Origin of the sequence: Paraburkholderia sp. RAU6.4a, from assembly GCF_050435625.1 — a bacterium.
GTDB classification, from domain to species: Bacteria; Pseudomonadota; Gammaproteobacteria; order Burkholderiales; family Burkholderiaceae; genus Paraburkholderia; species Paraburkholderia tuberum.
This window is the reverse complement of the sequence record NZ_JBNDKQ010000001.1, coordinates 1-16,590: the sequence shown is the minus strand read 5'-3', so window position 1 is coordinate 16,590 and position 16,590 is coordinate 1. Positions and strand designations below refer to the sequence as shown.

The 16,590-nt window shown below is 63.9% G+C and carries 10 protein-coding genes and 2 pseudogenes; 2 read left to right on the top strand and 10 right to left on the bottom strand.

Annotated elements, in window-relative coordinates; genetic code table 11:
• Positions 1-10: 10 nt before the first annotated feature.
• Positions 11-1,235 (bottom strand): annotated as a pseudogene (locus OKW40_RS00060) (YeeE/YedE family protein).
• A 600-nt stretch (positions 1,236-1,835) separates the two neighbouring features.
• Between OKW40_RS00060 and OKW40_RS00055 the strand changes: the two are divergent.
• Positions 1,836-4,121, top strand: a complete 2,286-nt coding sequence (locus OKW40_RS00055) for a filamentous hemagglutinin N-terminal domain-containing protein (protein ID WP_429487535.1) — start codon at positions 1,836-1,838, stop codon at positions 4,119-4,121.
• Positions 4,122-4,193: 72 nt separating this feature from the next.
• Here the strand turns inward: OKW40_RS00055 and OKW40_RS00050 are convergent, their stop codons facing one another.
• Together OKW40_RS00050 and OKW40_RS00045 are read right to left on the bottom strand one after the other, a co-directional pair.
• A complete protein-coding gene (locus tag OKW40_RS00050) occupies positions 4,194-6,209 on the bottom strand; it encodes an acyl CoA:acetate/3-ketoacid CoA transferase (RefSeq protein WP_429487533.1) in 2,016 nt (671 codons plus the stop codon).
• 31 nt (positions 6,210-6,240) lie between these two features.
• The gene (locus OKW40_RS00045; RefSeq protein ID WP_184068525.1) at positions 6,241-6,708 is read right to left on the bottom strand and encodes a CBS domain-containing protein; all 468 of its coding nucleotides are present in this window, start codon (positions 6,706-6,708) and stop codon (positions 6,241-6,243) included.
• A gap of 861 nt (positions 6,709-7,569) precedes the next feature.
• Between OKW40_RS00045 and flgM the strand changes: the two genes are divergently transcribed.
• Positions 7,570-7,881, top strand: coding sequence for a flagellar biosynthesis anti-sigma factor FlgM (flgM, locus tag OKW40_RS00040; protein ID WP_429448421.1), 312 nt, complete (start codon positions 7,570-7,572; stop codon positions 7,879-7,881).
• Between the two features lie 292 nt (positions 7,882-8,173).
• Here flgM and OKW40_RS00035 read toward each other — a convergent pair whose 3' ends face one another.
• The 7 genes and pseudogenes from OKW40_RS00035 to OKW40_RS00005 all read right to left on the bottom strand — a co-directional run.
• Entirely contained in the window at positions 8,174-9,076 is a 903-nt protein-coding gene (locus OKW40_RS00035) for an NAD-dependent epimerase/dehydratase family protein (protein ID WP_184024092.1), read from the bottom strand.
• Between the two features lie 181 nt (positions 9,077-9,257).
• Positions 9,258-9,614, bottom strand: coding sequence for an STAS/SEC14 domain-containing protein (locus tag OKW40_RS00030; RefSeq protein ID WP_184024102.1), 357 nt, complete (start codon positions 9,612-9,614; stop codon positions 9,258-9,260).
• 183 nt (positions 9,615-9,797) lie between these two features.
• Positions 9,798-11,324 (bottom strand): glycosyltransferase family 39 protein, encoded by a 1,527-nt coding sequence (locus OKW40_RS00025; protein WP_429487531.1) that lies wholly within the window; start codon positions 11,322-11,324, stop codon positions 9,798-9,800.
• 484 nt (positions 11,325-11,808) lie between these two features.
• Positions 11,809-13,054 (bottom strand): annotated as a pseudogene (locus OKW40_RS00020) (D-amino acid dehydrogenase).
• Between the two features lie 106 nt (positions 13,055-13,160).
• On the bottom strand, positions 13,161-14,006 hold the full coding sequence (locus OKW40_RS00015; protein WP_429487529.1) for an urea carboxylase-associated family protein: 846 nt from the start codon (positions 14,004-14,006) through the stop codon (positions 13,161-13,163).
• A 168-nt stretch (positions 14,007-14,174) separates the two neighbouring features.
• Complete coding sequence (locus tag OKW40_RS00010) at positions 14,175-14,906, bottom strand: ABC transporter ATP-binding protein (protein ID WP_090810981.1); 732 nt, start codon at positions 14,904-14,906, stop codon at positions 14,175-14,177.
• The coding region (locus OKW40_RS00005) for an ABC transporter permease subunit (RefSeq protein ID WP_429487527.1) at positions 14,894-16,590 on the bottom strand (1,697 nt) is incomplete at its 5' end. The genes OKW40_RS00005 and OKW40_RS00010, both read right to left, overlap by 13 nt.

The window sequence follows — 16,590 nt, the reverse complement described above, 5'->3', positions numbered from 1 at the left end:
AGCCGCCCGCTCAGCAGCCCGTCTGCTTGACGCGCTCGACCGCGAGGCCGAACACCGGACGCAGCTTCGTGCCGACCACGTTGCCCAAAAAATGCCGAGACGAGCCACAGCCAGCCGTGCAGGCTGCCCGACACGATGCCGCTGAAGTACGCGCCGATATTGCAGCCGTACGCGAGGCGCGCGCCGTAGCCGAGAATCAGTCCGCCGATGATTGCCGCGATCAGCGAGCGCAGCGGCAGACGCCACACCGGCGCATAGCGGCCGGCCAGCGAAGCGGCAACCATCGCGCCGATCACGATGCCGATGTCCATGACCGACTTCACGTCGTGGCTGATCGGCGCGGCAAGGGCGGCCGCGTTCGGGCCGGTGCTCCACACATGCCAGCTCGCGACGTCGACGCCCATCGCGGAGAACGCCTTCGCGCCCCACAGCGCGAACGCCGACGTGATGCCCCACGGATGGCCCGACAGCGCGAGCGTCACGAAGTTGAGGATCGCGAGCACGACGCCGCCGGTGAGGAGCGGCCACGGGCCGTGCAGCCACGGCGATGCGTTCGGGGCGCGCTCCACGCCGCTGACGAGACGGCCGTGACGGCGCTTTTCGATCAGCACGCTCAGCGCGGCGATGGCCGCGAACACCACGAGGTTCAGCGCGATCGCCGGGCCGACGCCGAGCGTCTGCACGAGCGAGATCGGCGGCAGATGCGGCAGCGCGGACCAGAACGGCATGTGCGCGGTGCCGATCACCGAGCCGATGATGAACGCGATCAGCGTGACCACCATCCGTGTGCTGCCGCCGCCGACCGTATACAGCGTGCCGGAGGCGCAGCCGCCGCCGAGCTGCATGCCGATGCCGAACATGAACGCGCCGATCAGGACCGACGTGCCGACGGGCGACACTTCGCCGACGACTGGATGACCGAATAGCGTGCCGGCGGAAAGCGCCGGGAAGAACAGCAGCACGCCGATCGCGAGCATCAGCATCTGCGCGCGCAGCCCGGCGCCGCGGCCGTCGGCGATGAACACGCGCCATGCGGACGTGAAGCCGAACGCGGCGTGATAGAGCGTGACGCCGAGCAGCGCGCCGAGGACGTACAGCGCAGCCTGTTTCACGCTGACGGTCTGCGCGAGATAGATCGCGCCGAGCACGACCAGCGCGAACGCGACGGCGAGCGGCTTCGGATTGATGTTGACGAGACGGCGGGGCGCGCCGAACGGCGTGGAGAGATCGGACATGGTGAGCGGGGCGGGCACGCTTGTCGCGCGAGGGCGGCACGCCTATGAAACGGCGGTCGCTACGCGGGAGGAGGGCCGCGAATAATCGTTTTTGGGAAAGCTCGCGAGTATACCGAAATGTCGCGTTGCGGCTGTTGCCCAGCAAGGTTCGCGCTGCTCGATCGCAAATCCGGGCGCGCGCGGTGCCGCCAGGCTGCAAGGCCCGCCGCACGGGCGCTTGACGATGGTCGACCGCGCTTGAAACCAGTGACTTAATAACCTCCCGTAATAAAGGTATTTCAAACTTGCATTGAAATCGTTATCAAGATGGAAGGCGACGGTAATCCCGTCCCGGTCGCGCAACAACATTTCGGGCCGAAATATCGACCAAATCGGCCACGGTCGTTAAGTGGCGACGAGGCGAACTGCTAATCTTCATACGCGGCGACTCACGCGTTTCCGGTCGGCTCCACGGGTCGTTGGCAGCCGTTTCGCGCGAGCGTGGAAGGGGGATGTATGAGCACTCGAAGGCCATCTCTGCTGCGGCAACGTCCATCGCAACGCCGTCATGCAAGCGTGCGGATTTCATTTGCCATCGTCATTTCGCTGACCGGACTTTCCATGACGCACGTCGCGTACGCGGCGGGTACCCTGCCGCAAGGCGGGCATTTCGTCGCCGGCTCGGGAAGCATCACTCAGAACGATGCCGGCATGAGCATCACGCAAGCGGGCTCGCGCGGCATCATCGAATGGAACAGTTTTTCGATCGGATCGTCCCGCACGGTGTCGATCAACAACGGCACGGGCGCGACACTCAATCGCGTGACGGGTAACGACGTGTCGGCGATCTACGGCACGCTGAAGGGCACCGGCAGCATCTACCTCGTCAATCCGCATGGTGTGCTCATCGGGCCAGGCGGCGTGGTGTCGACGGGAGGGCGTTTCGTCGCGTCGACGCTCGACGTCCCCAACGATGTCTTTCTCAACCCGCCCGTGTTCGGTGGCTCGGCTTACACAGGCAGTTCCACGGCGGATGTAGTCAATCTCGGCAAGATCAGTTCGTCGGGTGGGGACGTGTTTCTGATATCGGCCAGCAAGGTCACGAACGCAGGGACGATCGATGCGCCGAACGGCAATGCCGAACTCGTCGCAGGCCGTCAGGTCCGGCTCTTCGACGGCAACTTTCAACAAGTCTTCGTGGACGTGGGAAGCGGCGGCACGGTGACGAACTCAGGCACGGTACGGGCGGCGATCATCGACGTGCAGGCGGCCGACGGCAATATCTTCGCGCTCGCGGGTCATTCGGGCGCCCTGCGCGCCACCGGCACCGCGACGCGCGACGGCCACGTCTGGCTCGTCGCGAACACCACCGTCAACGGGGTCGTCGTCAACTCCGGCAACGTCGATGCGCGCGGGGCGCAAATCAGCGCGCGTAACGCGGACGGCAGCGGCGGCACGCTCGACATGTCCGGCAAGGACGTCAAGGTCGGCGGCGCGGATGTGCGGGCGAAAGCATGGAACATCACCACGGGGGACTTCACCGCGGACGTCCCCACCGCCAACACGCTCGGCGCAAGTCTGAGCAACGGCGCGTCCATCTCCGTGCTCGCGAACGGCGCGGACGGCAAGCTCGGGGCGACCGGCGAGGGAGACATCGCGATCGAAGCGAGCGTGCGCTGGCACGGAGCCTCCTCCCTGACGCTCGACGCGGCGCACTCGCTGACGATCGCACCGCAGGCGACCATCGCCAATAGGGGCACAGGCTCGCTCACGCTGTCCGCCGACACCTATGGTTTCGACAACGGTGGCAGTCTGACCAACCAGGGCACGATCGACTGGTCGCGAAGCATGGGCATCGTCAGCGGCCTGTACGACATGAACGGCAGCTACACGCCCGGCACCGTGTACACCAACGTATCGTGGCACCCCGCGCCGTTTACTGGGCTCGTCACGCAGTTCACGGCCTATCAGCTCGTCAACTCCATGACGGACCTGAGCGCGGTGAATAACAACCTCTCCGGCAACTATGCGTTGGGCAGCAGGGGGCTGGAATTCGCGGGTGCGCCGGAGTTCGGAGGCATCGGCACCGCCGCGAATCCGTTCACCGGTCAGTTCGACGGCATGGGGCATCTCCCCGCGGATCTGCGTCTCTCAAGCGCGGCCGATACCGGACTCTTCGGCGTGATCGGCAAGAGCGGCGTCGTCCGCAATTTCACGCTCGCGGACGGCACCGCGACGTCCTCGGGAGAAACGGTCGGCTTGCTGGCCGGCATCAACTACGGATACATGGTGAACGTCGGCGCAACGGGCGCCATCGGTGCCCCGGGCAACACGAGCACAGTGGCCGGCGGTCTGGTCGGCGAGAACTTTGGGCGCATCGAGCGCTCGTGGGCGGGCGTGAACATCATCGGCGTGGGCCAGATCGGTGGGCTCGTCGGCCTGAACGACGGCCGCATCGATCAGTCTTTCGCGATCGGCCGCGCAACAGCCGGTGCGCAAAGCACGGTCGGCGGACTCGTCGGCACCAACCGTGGCGCCATCACCCGATCGTATGCCTACGAATTCCTGAACGGCGGCGCGACTGTCGGCGGACTTGTCGGCATCAATACGGGCTTCATCCGCGAGTCGTATGCCGCGTCCAGACTCACGGCGGGCGCGAACTCGACGGAGGGCGGTATCGCGGGCACGAACAGCGGCCGGATCGCGGCCAACGTGTTCTGGAACAGCCAATCGTCGGGGGCGGCGGCGGGTGTCGGTTCGGGCACGGCGGTGGCCAGTTCGAGCGGACTCACGGACACCCAGTTGCTCGAGCCGGCGAGCTTCGGTCCGACGTGGGATTTCACCGCGAACGGCACGTGGGTCGCGGGATATCCAGGGCCTCAGTTGCGCTGGCTGGCAGGGCACTGACATCGAGGGTTCCACAGAACCCGGCGCGGGCGCACTCGGCCTTCGGTGCCGCGATCACGATGCAAGCCGGATTCAGCGGTTTGACGACTGTTCGCGCAGGTAGGCCTGCGCTTCCGCCTCCGTCTCATAGACATAAGGTGACAGCCCGCGCCGCGTAAGGGCGCCACCCAGCTTGGCGCGCATGAAAGCGCTGGTAGTGAAGCGTGTTACGCCGAGATAGTAGCGCTGCACCATATCCTCGACCATTTCGACGTACGCGTCCTCCAGCGCGGGGTCCAACACGAAACCCTCGTAGTTCACCACTGCATAAACCTTGTGGTCCAGTGGTTCGCAGACGCGGTATACCTGAGCCCGGATCGCCGCGATGTCGTCGGGACGCTTCACCTCGAGGCGCGCGAAATTGAGAAACATGATGTTCTTGTGGTCGTCGTAGATGAAGCGCGCTTCCAGCGGCAGTCGCAAAACATTCGAGCGCAGGCCCATCGGTTCAGGCAGGAAAATCCGCTCGTCCATCTGCGTCGGCGAACGCAGGATCGGTGCGAAGTCCATCCTGGCCAGAATATCGCGCTCCAGATCGACGCCCGGTGCAATCTCGATGAGTTCCATGCCCTCGGCGCCCAACTCGAACACGCAACGCTCGGTGATGTAGAGGACCGGCTTGCCCAGTGCCGCCGCATACGGGCCAGAGAACGTGCGATGCTCGACTTCCTCGATGAATTTCCTGGCCGTGCCGTCACGGTGGATATGCAGCTTGCCGTCGACGACCGAAATCTGGCTGTGGCCCGCCATGAAAGTGCCGACGAACACGACTTTCCTGGCATTCTGGCTGATGTTGATGAAGCCTCCGGCGCCGGGCAGGCGCGGCCCGAATCTCGACACATTGAGGTTTCCCATGCGATCGGCCTGGGCGAGGCCAAGAAAGGCGACGTCGAGCCCGCCGCCGTCATAGAAATCGAACTGGGCGGGCTGATCGATGATCGCCTGCGCATTGGTCGCCGCGCCGAAGTTCAAGCCTCCCGCAGGAATGCCGCCGATGACGCCGGGCTCGGTGGTCAGCGTCATCAGGTCGAGGATCCTTTCCTCGTTGGCGACGCTGGCGATGCCTTCGGGCATGCCGATCCCGAGATTCACCACGCTGTTTGGCTGGAGTTCCATTGCCGCGCGTCGCGCGACCACCTTGCGCTCACTCATCGGCATCGGCGCCACACTGCTCGGGGGGACCCGGATTTCGCCGGCGTACGCCGGACTGTATGGTGTGGCAAAGGTCTGCTGGTGGTTCTCGGGCGGCGCCAGCACGACGCAATCGACCAGCACGCCGGGGATCTTGACCTGTCGCGGGTTGAGCGAGCCGCTTTCGGCGATGCGCTCCACCTGGACGATCACGAGGCCGCGGCAGTTGTGCGCGGCCATGGCGATCGCGAGAGCCTCCAGTGTCAGGGCTTCGCGCTCCATCGTCACATTGCCTTCCGGATCGGCAGTGGTGCCGCGCACGATCGCGACGTTGATCGGGAAGGCCTTGTAGAACAGATATTCCTCGTCGCCGATCCGCATCAACTCGACCAGATTCTCGGTGGTGCGCTCGTTCAGTTTGCCACCACCGAAGCGCGGATCGACGAAGGTGCCGAGGCCGACCCGGGAGAGATGGCCTGGCTTTCCGGCCGCAATGTCGCGAAACAGGTGGCTGATCACGCCCTGCGGCAGGTTATACGCCTCGATCTGGTTATCCACCGCAAGCTGCTGTAGCTTCGGCACGAGGCCCCAGTGTCCGCCGATGACGCGCTTGACGAGTCCCGGCGTCGCCAGGTGGTTCAGTCCGCGTTCCTTGCCGTCTCCCTGGCCGGCCGCATAGACTAGCGTGAGGTTGGCGGGCTTTGGGAGGGTGACTAACGTATCCTCGTCATGCGCCGTACAGAGTTGCTCGATGGCAATGGCGATGTCTTCGGCGAAGCCGATGCCGACGAAGCCACCCGTCGCGACCGTATCGCCGTCGCGGATCAGGCGCACGGCATCGCGCGCCGACGCCACTTTGCCGGACGAACGGGAAAGGATGGCCGGTGAAAGCGCCCCCGCGGTTGATTGCGTGCTCACGTTTCACCTCGCCTGATTCGAGCGCGACTTTCTAATAGGCGCCACCGGTATCAATGGTCAGATGGAGCATGTCGTCCTCGAGAATCCTGATGAAATGCTCGTCCTCCTGCAGGAGTTCCTCCAGCACGTCACTGTCGGAAAGCACGCCGATGACGCGCCCGGATTCGATCACAGGCAGGTGCCGGATCCGCCGGGTATGCATCGACGCGAGGCATTGATCGCAGGTATGCTCGGGCGTCACATAAAGCACCTGGGTGGTCATGATGTCGCCAACCCTGGTGTTCGCGGCGTTGCGGCCAAGCACCTCGACCTTGCGGGCGTAGTCGCGCTGAGACAGCACGCCAACCAGATTGCTGGCCTGCAGCACCAGCACCGTCGTCACGTCCTTGTCGGCCATCAACTGCAACGCGTTCAGCACCGTGTCGTCGGGGCCCACTGAGATAACCTCCCGAGGGTTCCCGGACAGAATTTGCCGTGCTGTCTTCCTCTCCTTTTTCATGACCGCCTCCAGACAGAAAGGGGAGCATGTACGGACTACGCTTGATCAAAGCGAAATCAAAGCGAAATCGGAATACGATCGTCCAGACCCAGCCAAGGCTGGCGATCTTTTCTTATTCGTTGAATTGCAGTGTAGATCGCTTGACCTGAGTCGAACGAACATTTTCCGTTGCGGCGCTACGCCACTCGGTGAGTCGAAGCGACGAGGCACCTGCCGCACGAGCGCGCCTTGCCCATTCGCAACCGTCCGGCGCTAACTGTCGCCTCACCACCGCAGTCGCACCGGCAAACCCACAATCCATCGCCAGCGTACCGCTCGGTCGTCAGCTGGCCGAAAACCTCGCCGCTCTTCAGCGCAGGTGAGCCCGGTCGCGACCGCCACACGCGACGCTGCTCACGGCAGCCGCAATCACGCACTGCACCGCTCTCTACCGTCTTCAGGGCGGAAGTCACATGGCCGCCGCATCGGCATCGCCAGAGCCACACGTCCGCGCCGCAATATTGAAGCGCGACGAGATCGCCAAAGGCGCGACCAGCGACATCGCGACTTGGCGGAAAGGGCCATCGAGGCTGCAAGGGGCGGCGGGTACGTTTGTTCACAGCAAGCAAAATGGGGTGCGGCGTCGTGTTCTCAAGCATACCTGCGCCTTTGATTCGGAGCGGGTCGACGCTTCGATCAGCTTATAGCCGTTGTGTGGTATTGCTCACACTTTGTTGCAATTTGCTGCAGGCGGCTAGAGTGCCCGCCCGGCAAGGCTTAGCGGCTCGCGGCGAAACGTGGATACGGTTCCGCTTCCCACAGCAGGGTGAAGATTTCAAACGCTGAACCGTTAAAGGACTCAACCAGTGGGGAACACACACCATGAAGATTGAATCCAGCAATTTTCCGCTCGCGGCTTCGCAGAACGGTCCGCAACGCGCAACGATCAACAGCGATGCGAAGGATGCCGTCGAGTCCGCGCACCAGGTCAGCGCTGCCGCCGCGCAGAATTCGACGGTTAATCTCTCATCAGTGTCCGCGATGCACACGTCCAGCGATTCGGATAGCGACACGGCGAAGGTCGAGTCGATCAAGGCCGCCCTGCGTGACGGCAGCTACAAGGTCGATTCCGGAAAGATCGCCGACGGCATGCTAAGCACCGCGCGCGACCTGCTGCAAACGACTACTCGCTGACCGCCGGCTGAACGTAGCAATACCGACGGCGGATAAGCGACGCAGGCGCCCGCGCTGACAGCCGTGAAGGCGAGCCATTGGCTTCATTGTCGGTCCGCGTTCGAGGTGGCGGCACGCCTGCAATGCAGTGCATCGCAGGGAGAATTTTCGCTGCGGGCTTGTTCGGAAATTCTTCCCGAGACCCACCACCCGACTGCGGGAACGACGCCATTGCGCCGGTCTGCGTCGTTGCAAGGCAGTCCATGAAGACTCGCACGGCGTGATTGGCCGGCCGGGGGCCGGCCCGCCATGCTTACTGGACGACCTTTTTCGCTTCGTCGCGCCAGTAGTGTTGCTGGTTCCACCCAAGAAGGCGCTTGAGCTTCTCGTTGCTGAGCAGGGTCTCGAACTCGCCGAGTTGCTTTTTGAGCGGCACGCCGGGGTAGTAGCGTCGGAGCAGTTCCGCGGTAGGTACGTCGGATGACACGTCGTCGGCCGCGACGTTCATCACCTGAAAGCCGAGGCCGTCCTTTTCGATGGCAAGCCGGCACGCGCTCGCGAGATCGCGCCCGTCGATATAGCTCCACGCAATCCTCTTGCGCAGTGCTGGATCCTTGAGCCACGCCGGAAACTTCGCGTAGTCGTTGGGTTCGAGCACGTTGCCAATACGAAAGCAGTAAATGTCAGAGCCGGTGCGCGCGTGGAACGCCTTCGCTGTCACTTCGTTGATAACCTTCGACGTCGCGTAGCTGTCCATCGGGTTCACCGGGTATTCCTCGTCGAGCGGGAAGTACTCTGGACTGCGATCCCGGTGCGCGAACACCATACCGTATGTGGTTTCGCTCGATGCCACGATCACCTTGCGGATGCCAAGCTTCGACGCTGCGTCGAGGATGTTGTACGTGCCCATCACGTTGATCCGGTAGACCTCGTTGTCGGGCGTGATCATGATGCGAGGGATCGCCGCAAAATGCACAATCGCGTCGATCGGCTTTGGTTCGAGGTCGTCGGCGAATTCTCCCGGCGCGGTGCTCGACGCCAGCGCATTGAATACCTGGCCCGCATCGGTGATGTCCGTAATCAACGTGCGCGCCGTGCGCGCCGCCATCGGCACGCGATCAAGATTCATCACCTCGTAGCCGTGTTCGACCAGGTTCTGGACCACCCATTTTCCGGCCAGGCCGCTGCCGCCGGTCACGATCACTCGCTTCGTCATGTGCTCCTCTTCTCCTGTTTTCCTACATGTTTTAGCGCTTTTCCGCGCGTGTCGCGCGGCCTCATTCCATCATAGGATCGTTGCGCTCCGTGTCCTTGATTCGGCAGTAACAGTTCTGATGTTGAGTCGTGCGGCTCCAACTGGCCGGCCTCCGCCCGATGCGGCCGGCTGGAGACGACGTTCAGGCGTTGATCCAGGCTCGCGCCTGTTCCAACTCGTTGACGTGGAACGCCTTGATTTCAGCCTTCGTGAAGAACCGCGCCAAATGCATCGAGGCGCGAATCCAGCCCGCGTCGGCCACCACGGCGGCGCGCGTGACCTTGCGGGCGACGGAGACGCCGAGCGTCAGGTCGGTCCATAGCGCCTTCGGCTCGATGCCGCTGAAATGCTCGATGCGTTCGAGCACGCGGGTCTTACCGTTCAGTTCAAGATCACCACGCATGCGCTCGATGGCTTCGCGCAGTTCGTGGTCGGTGATTTTGCCTTCGACGGATATTTCGATGACCGACGAATCGGGGACGGTGTGATACAGGATCATGGCAGGACCTCTAGCCAGAGAGACGTTACACGCTCAGGCACGGATGAGCCTGGCGTTCGACGGCGTACTCATGGTACCTCTTTCCACTCGCTCGGTTAGGTTGCGAGCCGATCTTCCCCTGAGAGGCAGTCGAGGCCAACGGCGCCACCGGCCGGCCGCGGTACGGCGTGATGGGCGCGTGGCTCACGACTGCGGCACGATCACGAACAGTTGGTAGGGACGCGCGGGCAACTCCCGTCCCCATGCGGTCTTGCTCACCTCGAGCGCAATCGGCGCTGCATGGCTTAGCGACGATGCCGTCGCGATGCAGCCCGAGTCGTCGCCACGGCACACAATCAGCGAGCCCTGGCGCGCGAAATCGGCGGATGTGAGCCAGGGCGTTGCCGCCGGCCAGTCGAGATCCCAGAAGCGGGGGTGGCCGCCGTCATAGAACACCATCGAAGCGGCCTCATGCGTCGAGCCCGCCACGATCGACAGCGGCTGGCTGGTGCGTTCGTGCCACACCGCCTGCGCGGCTGCCGCGAGTTCCGCGCGCGGCTCGGCCGCGTCGTCGGAATTGCGCCGCGCCCCTGTGTAGCCGACCACTGCCGATACCGCGAGCACCAGCGCCCAGTACACCGCCATGACGCGTATGGCACGCTGCGGCGCGAACTCGAAGCGGGCTTGCACGAGCACGGCAAGCCAGAGCGGCACCATTGCAAACCACTGCGCCATGCCCCAGACCGAGGCCATCTGCGTCTTGCCGATCACGGACAGCAGGCCCACCGCGAACAGTGGCCCCAGCGCGAGCCACCAGAGATCCGGGTACGACGCGCTCCGAACAACGCTCAGCGCCATGAGCCGCGCAGCCCCGCGCGTGCGCACCATCAACAGCACGAAAACGAAACTGAGCGCGAGATAGCCGATCTGCGCGAGCGTGTAGATGCCAAAGCGCCCGACCGCGGCGAGAAGCGTGCCGCCGGTGCGTTGCGCGGCATACTCGAGCGTCGGGAAATGATTAACCATCATCCAGTGTACGTGCGGGGCCAGCACGGCGACTCCCGCCGCCACCGCGAGCAGCGAATCGACGCTGACGAGGCGCGCACGCCATGCGGGACGCGCGAGCAATGCCAGCAACAGCCCGAGCAGCAGTACGATCGTGAAGTACTTGCCCAGCACGGCAAGCGCCGCGCACGCCCCGAGACCGAGCGCCGCGCCGCTGCGCGCGAGGCGGCTGCCCGGCTGCACGTAGCGGACGAAAAAGTAGGCGGTCCACGGCCAGACCGACAGCAGGATCGAGTTCGGATTGAATTTGATGGCGAGATTCGAGTAAAGCGGCGAGACCGCCATCGCAAGCCCGGCGATGATCGCGATCTGGCGCGGCACGAAGCGCCCGGCGAGCGCGACGATCCCGGCCAGGCCGACCAGCACGTTCACCGCCGACAGCGCGAAATACGCGAGATCGGTGTGCGGGAACACGCTGAACCAGGCCGCTGCGACCCACGACGAAAGCGGCGGGTGCTTCGCGTAACCGGCCTGCCACTCGATGCCCCAGACATAGGTCTCGACCATGTCGCCCTGGATGTCGAGATTGCCGCGCGCGAGCCAGGCGGCCAGCGTCCAGACCAGCGCGTGGAAGGGGAGCAGCCAGCCGAGTGATGCGATGCGCGCGGCGGCAGGTTTATCGGAGGCTGAGGCGAGCGACGTGGGATTCGAAAGCTGGGTCGACATTGAACCTTTTGGTCTGAGTGCCGCCCTACCGGGCAGCGTTTTTGGCCCGGCATTGTAATATGAGCTTACGTAGGGAGAGAGCGATCCTGACAGACTGCCCGGCAACCCATGGCGCCCGATCAAATCAAAAAGGCCTTGATGAAGGACGTTCGCGGCGAAAATTGACCCGTGTGGTCAAGCCGAAGATTCGATTCTCTTGACGCGGCGCTCAACTCGGCCGCAATTGCAGATGCGCTTGAGGAAGCTCTGAGTTGGGCGTGGATCGTAGCAACCCCGACACGAGCCGCGCAACCGTCGCCAGCGTTCCAGTGGATCTGATGGCGAAAAACTGCGCGTGACGCGCGATAACGCGTCTCGAAGTCGCAATTCTTTGAGCGCGACGTGTACCGACGGGTCATGCGCGGCGGATTCGACCGGTCGATGCAATAGTTTGCCGGCATCGTTCGGCTGGGGCCCCATGTTTTGGCTGCAAAACGCGTCGCCATCAGTCGCAAAGCAGCCCCACCATCGGAATCGCCGGGGTTCGTCCCGCGATCAGGTCGGCCGTGATTCGAGCCGATCCGTGCGACATGGTCCAGCCGATATGACCGTGACCGGTATTCAGATAAAGATTGCGATACTTCCTGCGCCCAAGAAACGGCAGGTTCGTCGGCGTCATCGGCCTGAGACCGGCCCACATTTCGGCGCGATCGTAGTTGGCGCCGGCCGGGTAGAGTTCTTGTGTCACGCTCTTCATGAACGCAAAATCAGAAGGCTTATGGCTCGTGTCGTAGCCGGCAAACTCCGCCGTTGCGGTGACCCGGATCCGGTCGCCGAAGCGCGAGATTGCGACCAGGTTGTGCTCGTCGACCACTGCAACGGAGGGTGGCATGGGCCGGCCATCGATCGGAATCGTGAGGGAGTATCCCTTGATCGGATAGATCGGAAGATCGATGCCGATCTGTCGGCCAAGAACCGGACTATAGGCGCCAAGGGCGAGCACATACGCGTCGGCTTTTACAAGGCCTCGGCTCGTTCTTATGCCCACCACGTCCTGCCCAGCGGTTTCGAAGCCGTCGATGGTGGTGTCCGTCAGAAGCGTACCGCCACGCGCGACAATCTTTTCCGCAAGGGCGCGGGTGAACTTCGCAGGGTCTCCGGTCTCATCGGTCGGGCAGTAAATGGCACCCGCTATCCTGTCTTTTGCCGAAGCCAGCGACGGGTCGAGTGCGACGACCTGATCGCGGCTGAGAACCCTGATGACTTGCCCATCGGATTCCAGCAGCGTTCATGTGTTCGACTCCGCGATCCTGCGCTTCCTGCGTCCGATGAAAATACAGAATTCCGCGGTCATTTCGATCGTATTCGATGGCGTCCTCAGCGATCACATTCTGTAGCACGCGTTGCGAGTACGCGGCAAGCCGATGCTTGAGCAGGGTATTGCGGCGTGCCTTCTCTGAGGTGCATTCCATCAGGAAACGCCACGACCAGCTGTAAAGCCTGGGATCCGCCGAGAACTTGAAGCGCAACGCCTGATCTTTCAGCACCAGCGATTTGAGCAGAATCATCGGCGCTTTGGGCGAGGACCAGACAAAGGAATGCCCGGGCGCGATCATGCCCGCATTACCCCAACTGGTTTCCGATGCGACTAAAGGCTGCCGCTCGACGATCACGACCTCATGGCCATCCTTCTGCAACTGGTACGCGGTTGTCACACCGACTACCCCGCCACCGAGCACGACAACTTTCATGATGTCCTCAGATACAAGGGGGCCGGCGGCATTCAAGGCGGCGCGGTCTCGCTCCGGCTTTTGTGCTGCGCCACCATCGATTCCTGCTGGACAGGAGGCGCCAGTCTCACTTCCATTGCGGCTGATTCAGCGCCATTCCGTGCTGCCCTTTGTAGGCAGCCACGGCCGGCGGCGTCCACCCATCCAGCATCTGTGGCGCGAGTTGCCAGACCTCGATGCCAAGCGGCCGGCACACTTCCAGCGGATCGCGCGCGTCGGGTCCCCACATCGGCACTGACAGATCGCCGCCCGGACAGGTCGACAGCGCGCACAGCAAGTCGATCTCCGCGAAGAATTCGAGGTAATCGCCTTTCTTTGCCGGACACGCCTTCATGAAGTATTTGTCTTCGAGATTCAGGCCGGTGCACTGGAACACGTTGAGCACGTCGTGGACGTCGTACTCAGTCAATCCATACGGGGCGATGGCGCGCGTCAGGTTGGAGTGGCAGTGAAAATGAAAATCCTCGCCGGTCAGCATGCGGTTCACGTAGGGGTCGCAGCGCGTGCCGAGCAGATCGTGGACACGGCCGCCGTGCTCGTCGACGCCGTAGCCTGCGAGACTGTCGTCCGTGATGGTCACCATCGGACGCAGGAATGGCAGCGTCGACCACAGACGGTCGAACGTGCTCACGTGCGCCTGCTGCAACTGGCGCGTGCGCGACGCCCACATGCGCTCGCGCGGGTTGTGCCGGTTCCACATGTTCAGGTCGGCAACCTGCGGGCCTTCGATCGTGACAATGCGAAACACGTGGCCGGCCGGCACGGTCCACGCTTGCCCCGAGCGGATCGGCACGACGATCGATTCGACCAGCGTGCGGGTGTCGTGCTGTGAGGCGATGCGCTGATAGAACGTCTTGTCGACGTCGAGCGCTGAGCCTTTGGTGGACTGATAGGCAGCAGGATAATTCAGCATGATGCATTCTCCGTCGAACTCAGGCCGGCGCCGTGCCGCGACGAGGCGGCGTCGTCATCGCTCGGGCGACGCAGCACTGCAACGACCTTTTCCTTATCGATCTCTGACATGTTTTGCCTCCTTTACGTCTGACCCGTTTCAGCCAAGGTCGATTGCCCAGTTGGCGGGTTACTCTGCCGAGCTGGCACTGCCGCCCAGATAGGCAGCGCGGACCCGGCTATCCTGAGCCAGCTCGCGGGCGGACCCCGCGAGCGCAATGTGCCCACTTTCCAGCACGTAAGCCCGATGAGCGATCCGCAGCGCCTGGCGGGCGTTCTGCTCGACGAGGAGAATCGAGGTGCCTTCGCGGCAGATGTCGGCGATCATGCCGAAGATCGCGCGGACCAGCTTCGGCGCGAGTCCCATCGACGGTTCGTCCAGCACCACGATACGCGGGCGCAGCATCAGGGCTCGGGCAATCGCCAGCATCTGCTGTTCGCCGCCGCTGAGCGTGCCAGCCAGCTGGCTGCGTCGCTCGCCGAGCCGGGGGAAAGTCGCATAGAGCTGATCCCTTCGCTGTTGCAATGCCGCACTGTCGCGCCGGATCAGATAGCCGCCGAGATGCAGATTTTCCTCCACCGTCAGCGCCCCGAAAATGCGCCGCCCCTCTGGCACATGACCCAGACCCAGCGCCACGATCTGGTGTGCGCGCAAGCCCGTCAGGCGCTGGCCAGCCATCGCAATGTCGCCCGCGCGCGGCCGGATCAATCCGGAAATCGCCCGCAGTGTGGTCGTTTTTCCCGCGCCGTTGCTGCCGAGCAACGCGACGATCTCGCCCTCCGCGACGTCCAGCGAGATGCCGTGCAGCACTTCGACAGTCCCATAGCTCACACGCAGATCGCGGATTTCTAGGAGTCCCACAGCGATTTCTCCCCGGCAGTATCGTCGCTCGCCTCGTCCTTTCCGGCTGTGCCGAGATAGGCATCGATCACCCGCGGGTCCGCCTGGATCACGGCGGGCTGGCCCTCGGCGATGATGACGCCGTGGTCCATCACGATGATCCGGTCCGACACGCCCATCACCAGCATCATGTCGTGCTCGATCAGCAGCACCGTCACGCCATGATCCCGGATCCGCCGGATCAGTTCCATCAGCGCGCGTTTCTCGGTCGGGTTCATGCCTGCAGCCGGCTCATCGAGCAGCAGCAGGCGAGGGCTGCTGGCGAGCGCACGGGCGATCTCCAGCCTGCGTTGGTCGCCGTAGGGCAGATCGGCGGCGCGCTCGCCCGCCCTGCCGGCAAGACCGACGAAGGCAAGCCAGCGCAGGCCTTCGGTGGAATGGTCCGCCGCCTCGGCGCGCGCGGACGGCAACGCCAGAAGCTCGGCTGCGAGCGGTGTCCGAAGCCGATGGTCCATGCCGGTCAGGACGTTTTCGAAGGCCGTCATGTGGCCGAACAGGCGGATGCCCTGGAAGGTGCGCGCCATGCCTTGATGGACGATGCGATGAGGCGCGCCGCCGGCAAGCCGTTCCCCGCACCAGACGATCTGGCCGCCAGTCGGGCGGATGACGCCGGTCAGGCAGTTGAACACGGTGGTCTTGCCGGCGCCGTTCGGACCGATCAGGCTCACGATCTCGCCGCTTCGCACCATGAAGCTGACACCGCCGACCGCCAGCACGCCACCGAAGCGGCGCTGCATGTCGCGCACCTCCAGCAGAACCTCATCGGTGACGGCGTGATCGGGCACAGCGAGGCGATCGGCGTCAGCGCCCTTGCGCGCCGGCGCGACGCGGCGCAACGGCGCTGGCCACAACCCCTGTGGCCTTAGCAGCATCAGGATCACGAGCCCGATCGCAAAAGCGAAGATGCGCCAGAGATTGAGAAAACGCAGAATCTCCGGCAGGCCGGCGACGATGATGGCGCCGAGGAGCACACCGGGAATGCTGCCCCGGCCGCCGAGCACGACGACAATCAGGATCGTGACGGACTGCAGATAGGTGAAGCCGGTCGGATCGATGGTGCCGAAGCGGGCGGCGAACAGGCTGCCGCCCAGCCCGCCGATCAGCGCGCCCATCACATAGGCGAGCAGCTTGACGCGCAGCGTCGGCACGCCGACGGCCTCGGCAGCTGCCTCGTCCTCGCGGATGCTGGTCCAGGCGCGGCCCAGCCGCGACTGGCCGAGCCGGATGGCGAACACGAGCACCAACACGAGGAACGCCATGCCCAGTTCGTAGAGCGCTAGCGGCGAACTGATCTCGAAACCGAACAGGCTCGGACTCGCGATGCCGAAGATCCCGTTCGGGCCGCCCGTGATGTCGAGGTTGGTGGCGACGATACGCGTGATTTCGCCGAACCCCAGCGTGACGATCGCCAGATAGTCGCTGCGCAGGCGCAGGGTGGGATAGCCGATGACGATGCCCGATACCCCGGCGAACGCCAGACTGAACGGCAGCGTCTCCCAGAACGAGAAGTGCAGCAGGGTTTCCAGCAATGCCGTCGTGTATGCGCCGATCGCGAAGAAGGCCGCGTAGCCCAGATCGAGCAACCCGGCATAACCGACTACGATGTTCAGCCCAAGACCCAGGATCGAATAGGTGACGATGGTCA

Coding starts and splice junctions, on each gene's coding strand:
- OKW40_RS00035 (WP_184024092.1), bottom strand. CDS start 9,076: ATGACGAAGCGAGTGATCGTGACCGGCGGCAGCGGCCTGGCCGGAAAA.
- OKW40_RS00030 (WP_184024102.1), bottom strand. CDS start 9,614: ATGATCCTGTATCACACCGTCCCCGATTCGTCGGTCATCGAAATATCC.
- OKW40_RS00055 (WP_429487535.1), top strand. CDS start 1,836: ATGACGCACGTCGCGTACGCGGCGGGTACCCTGCCGCAAGGCGGGCAT.
- OKW40_RS00045 (WP_184068525.1), bottom strand. CDS start 6,708: ATGAAAAAGGAGAGGAAGACAGCACGGCAAATTCTGTCCGGGAACCCT.
- OKW40_RS00015 (WP_429487529.1), bottom strand. CDS start 14,006: ATGCTGAATTATCCTGCTGCCTATCAGTCCACCAAAGGCTCAGCGCTC.
- flgM (WP_429448421.1), top strand. CDS start 7,570: ATGAAGATTGAATCCAGCAATTTTCCGCTCGCGGCTTCGCAGAACGGT.
- OKW40_RS00025 (WP_429487531.1), bottom strand. CDS start 11,324: ATGTCGACCCAGCTTTCGAATCCCACGTCGCTCGCCTCAGCCTCCGAT.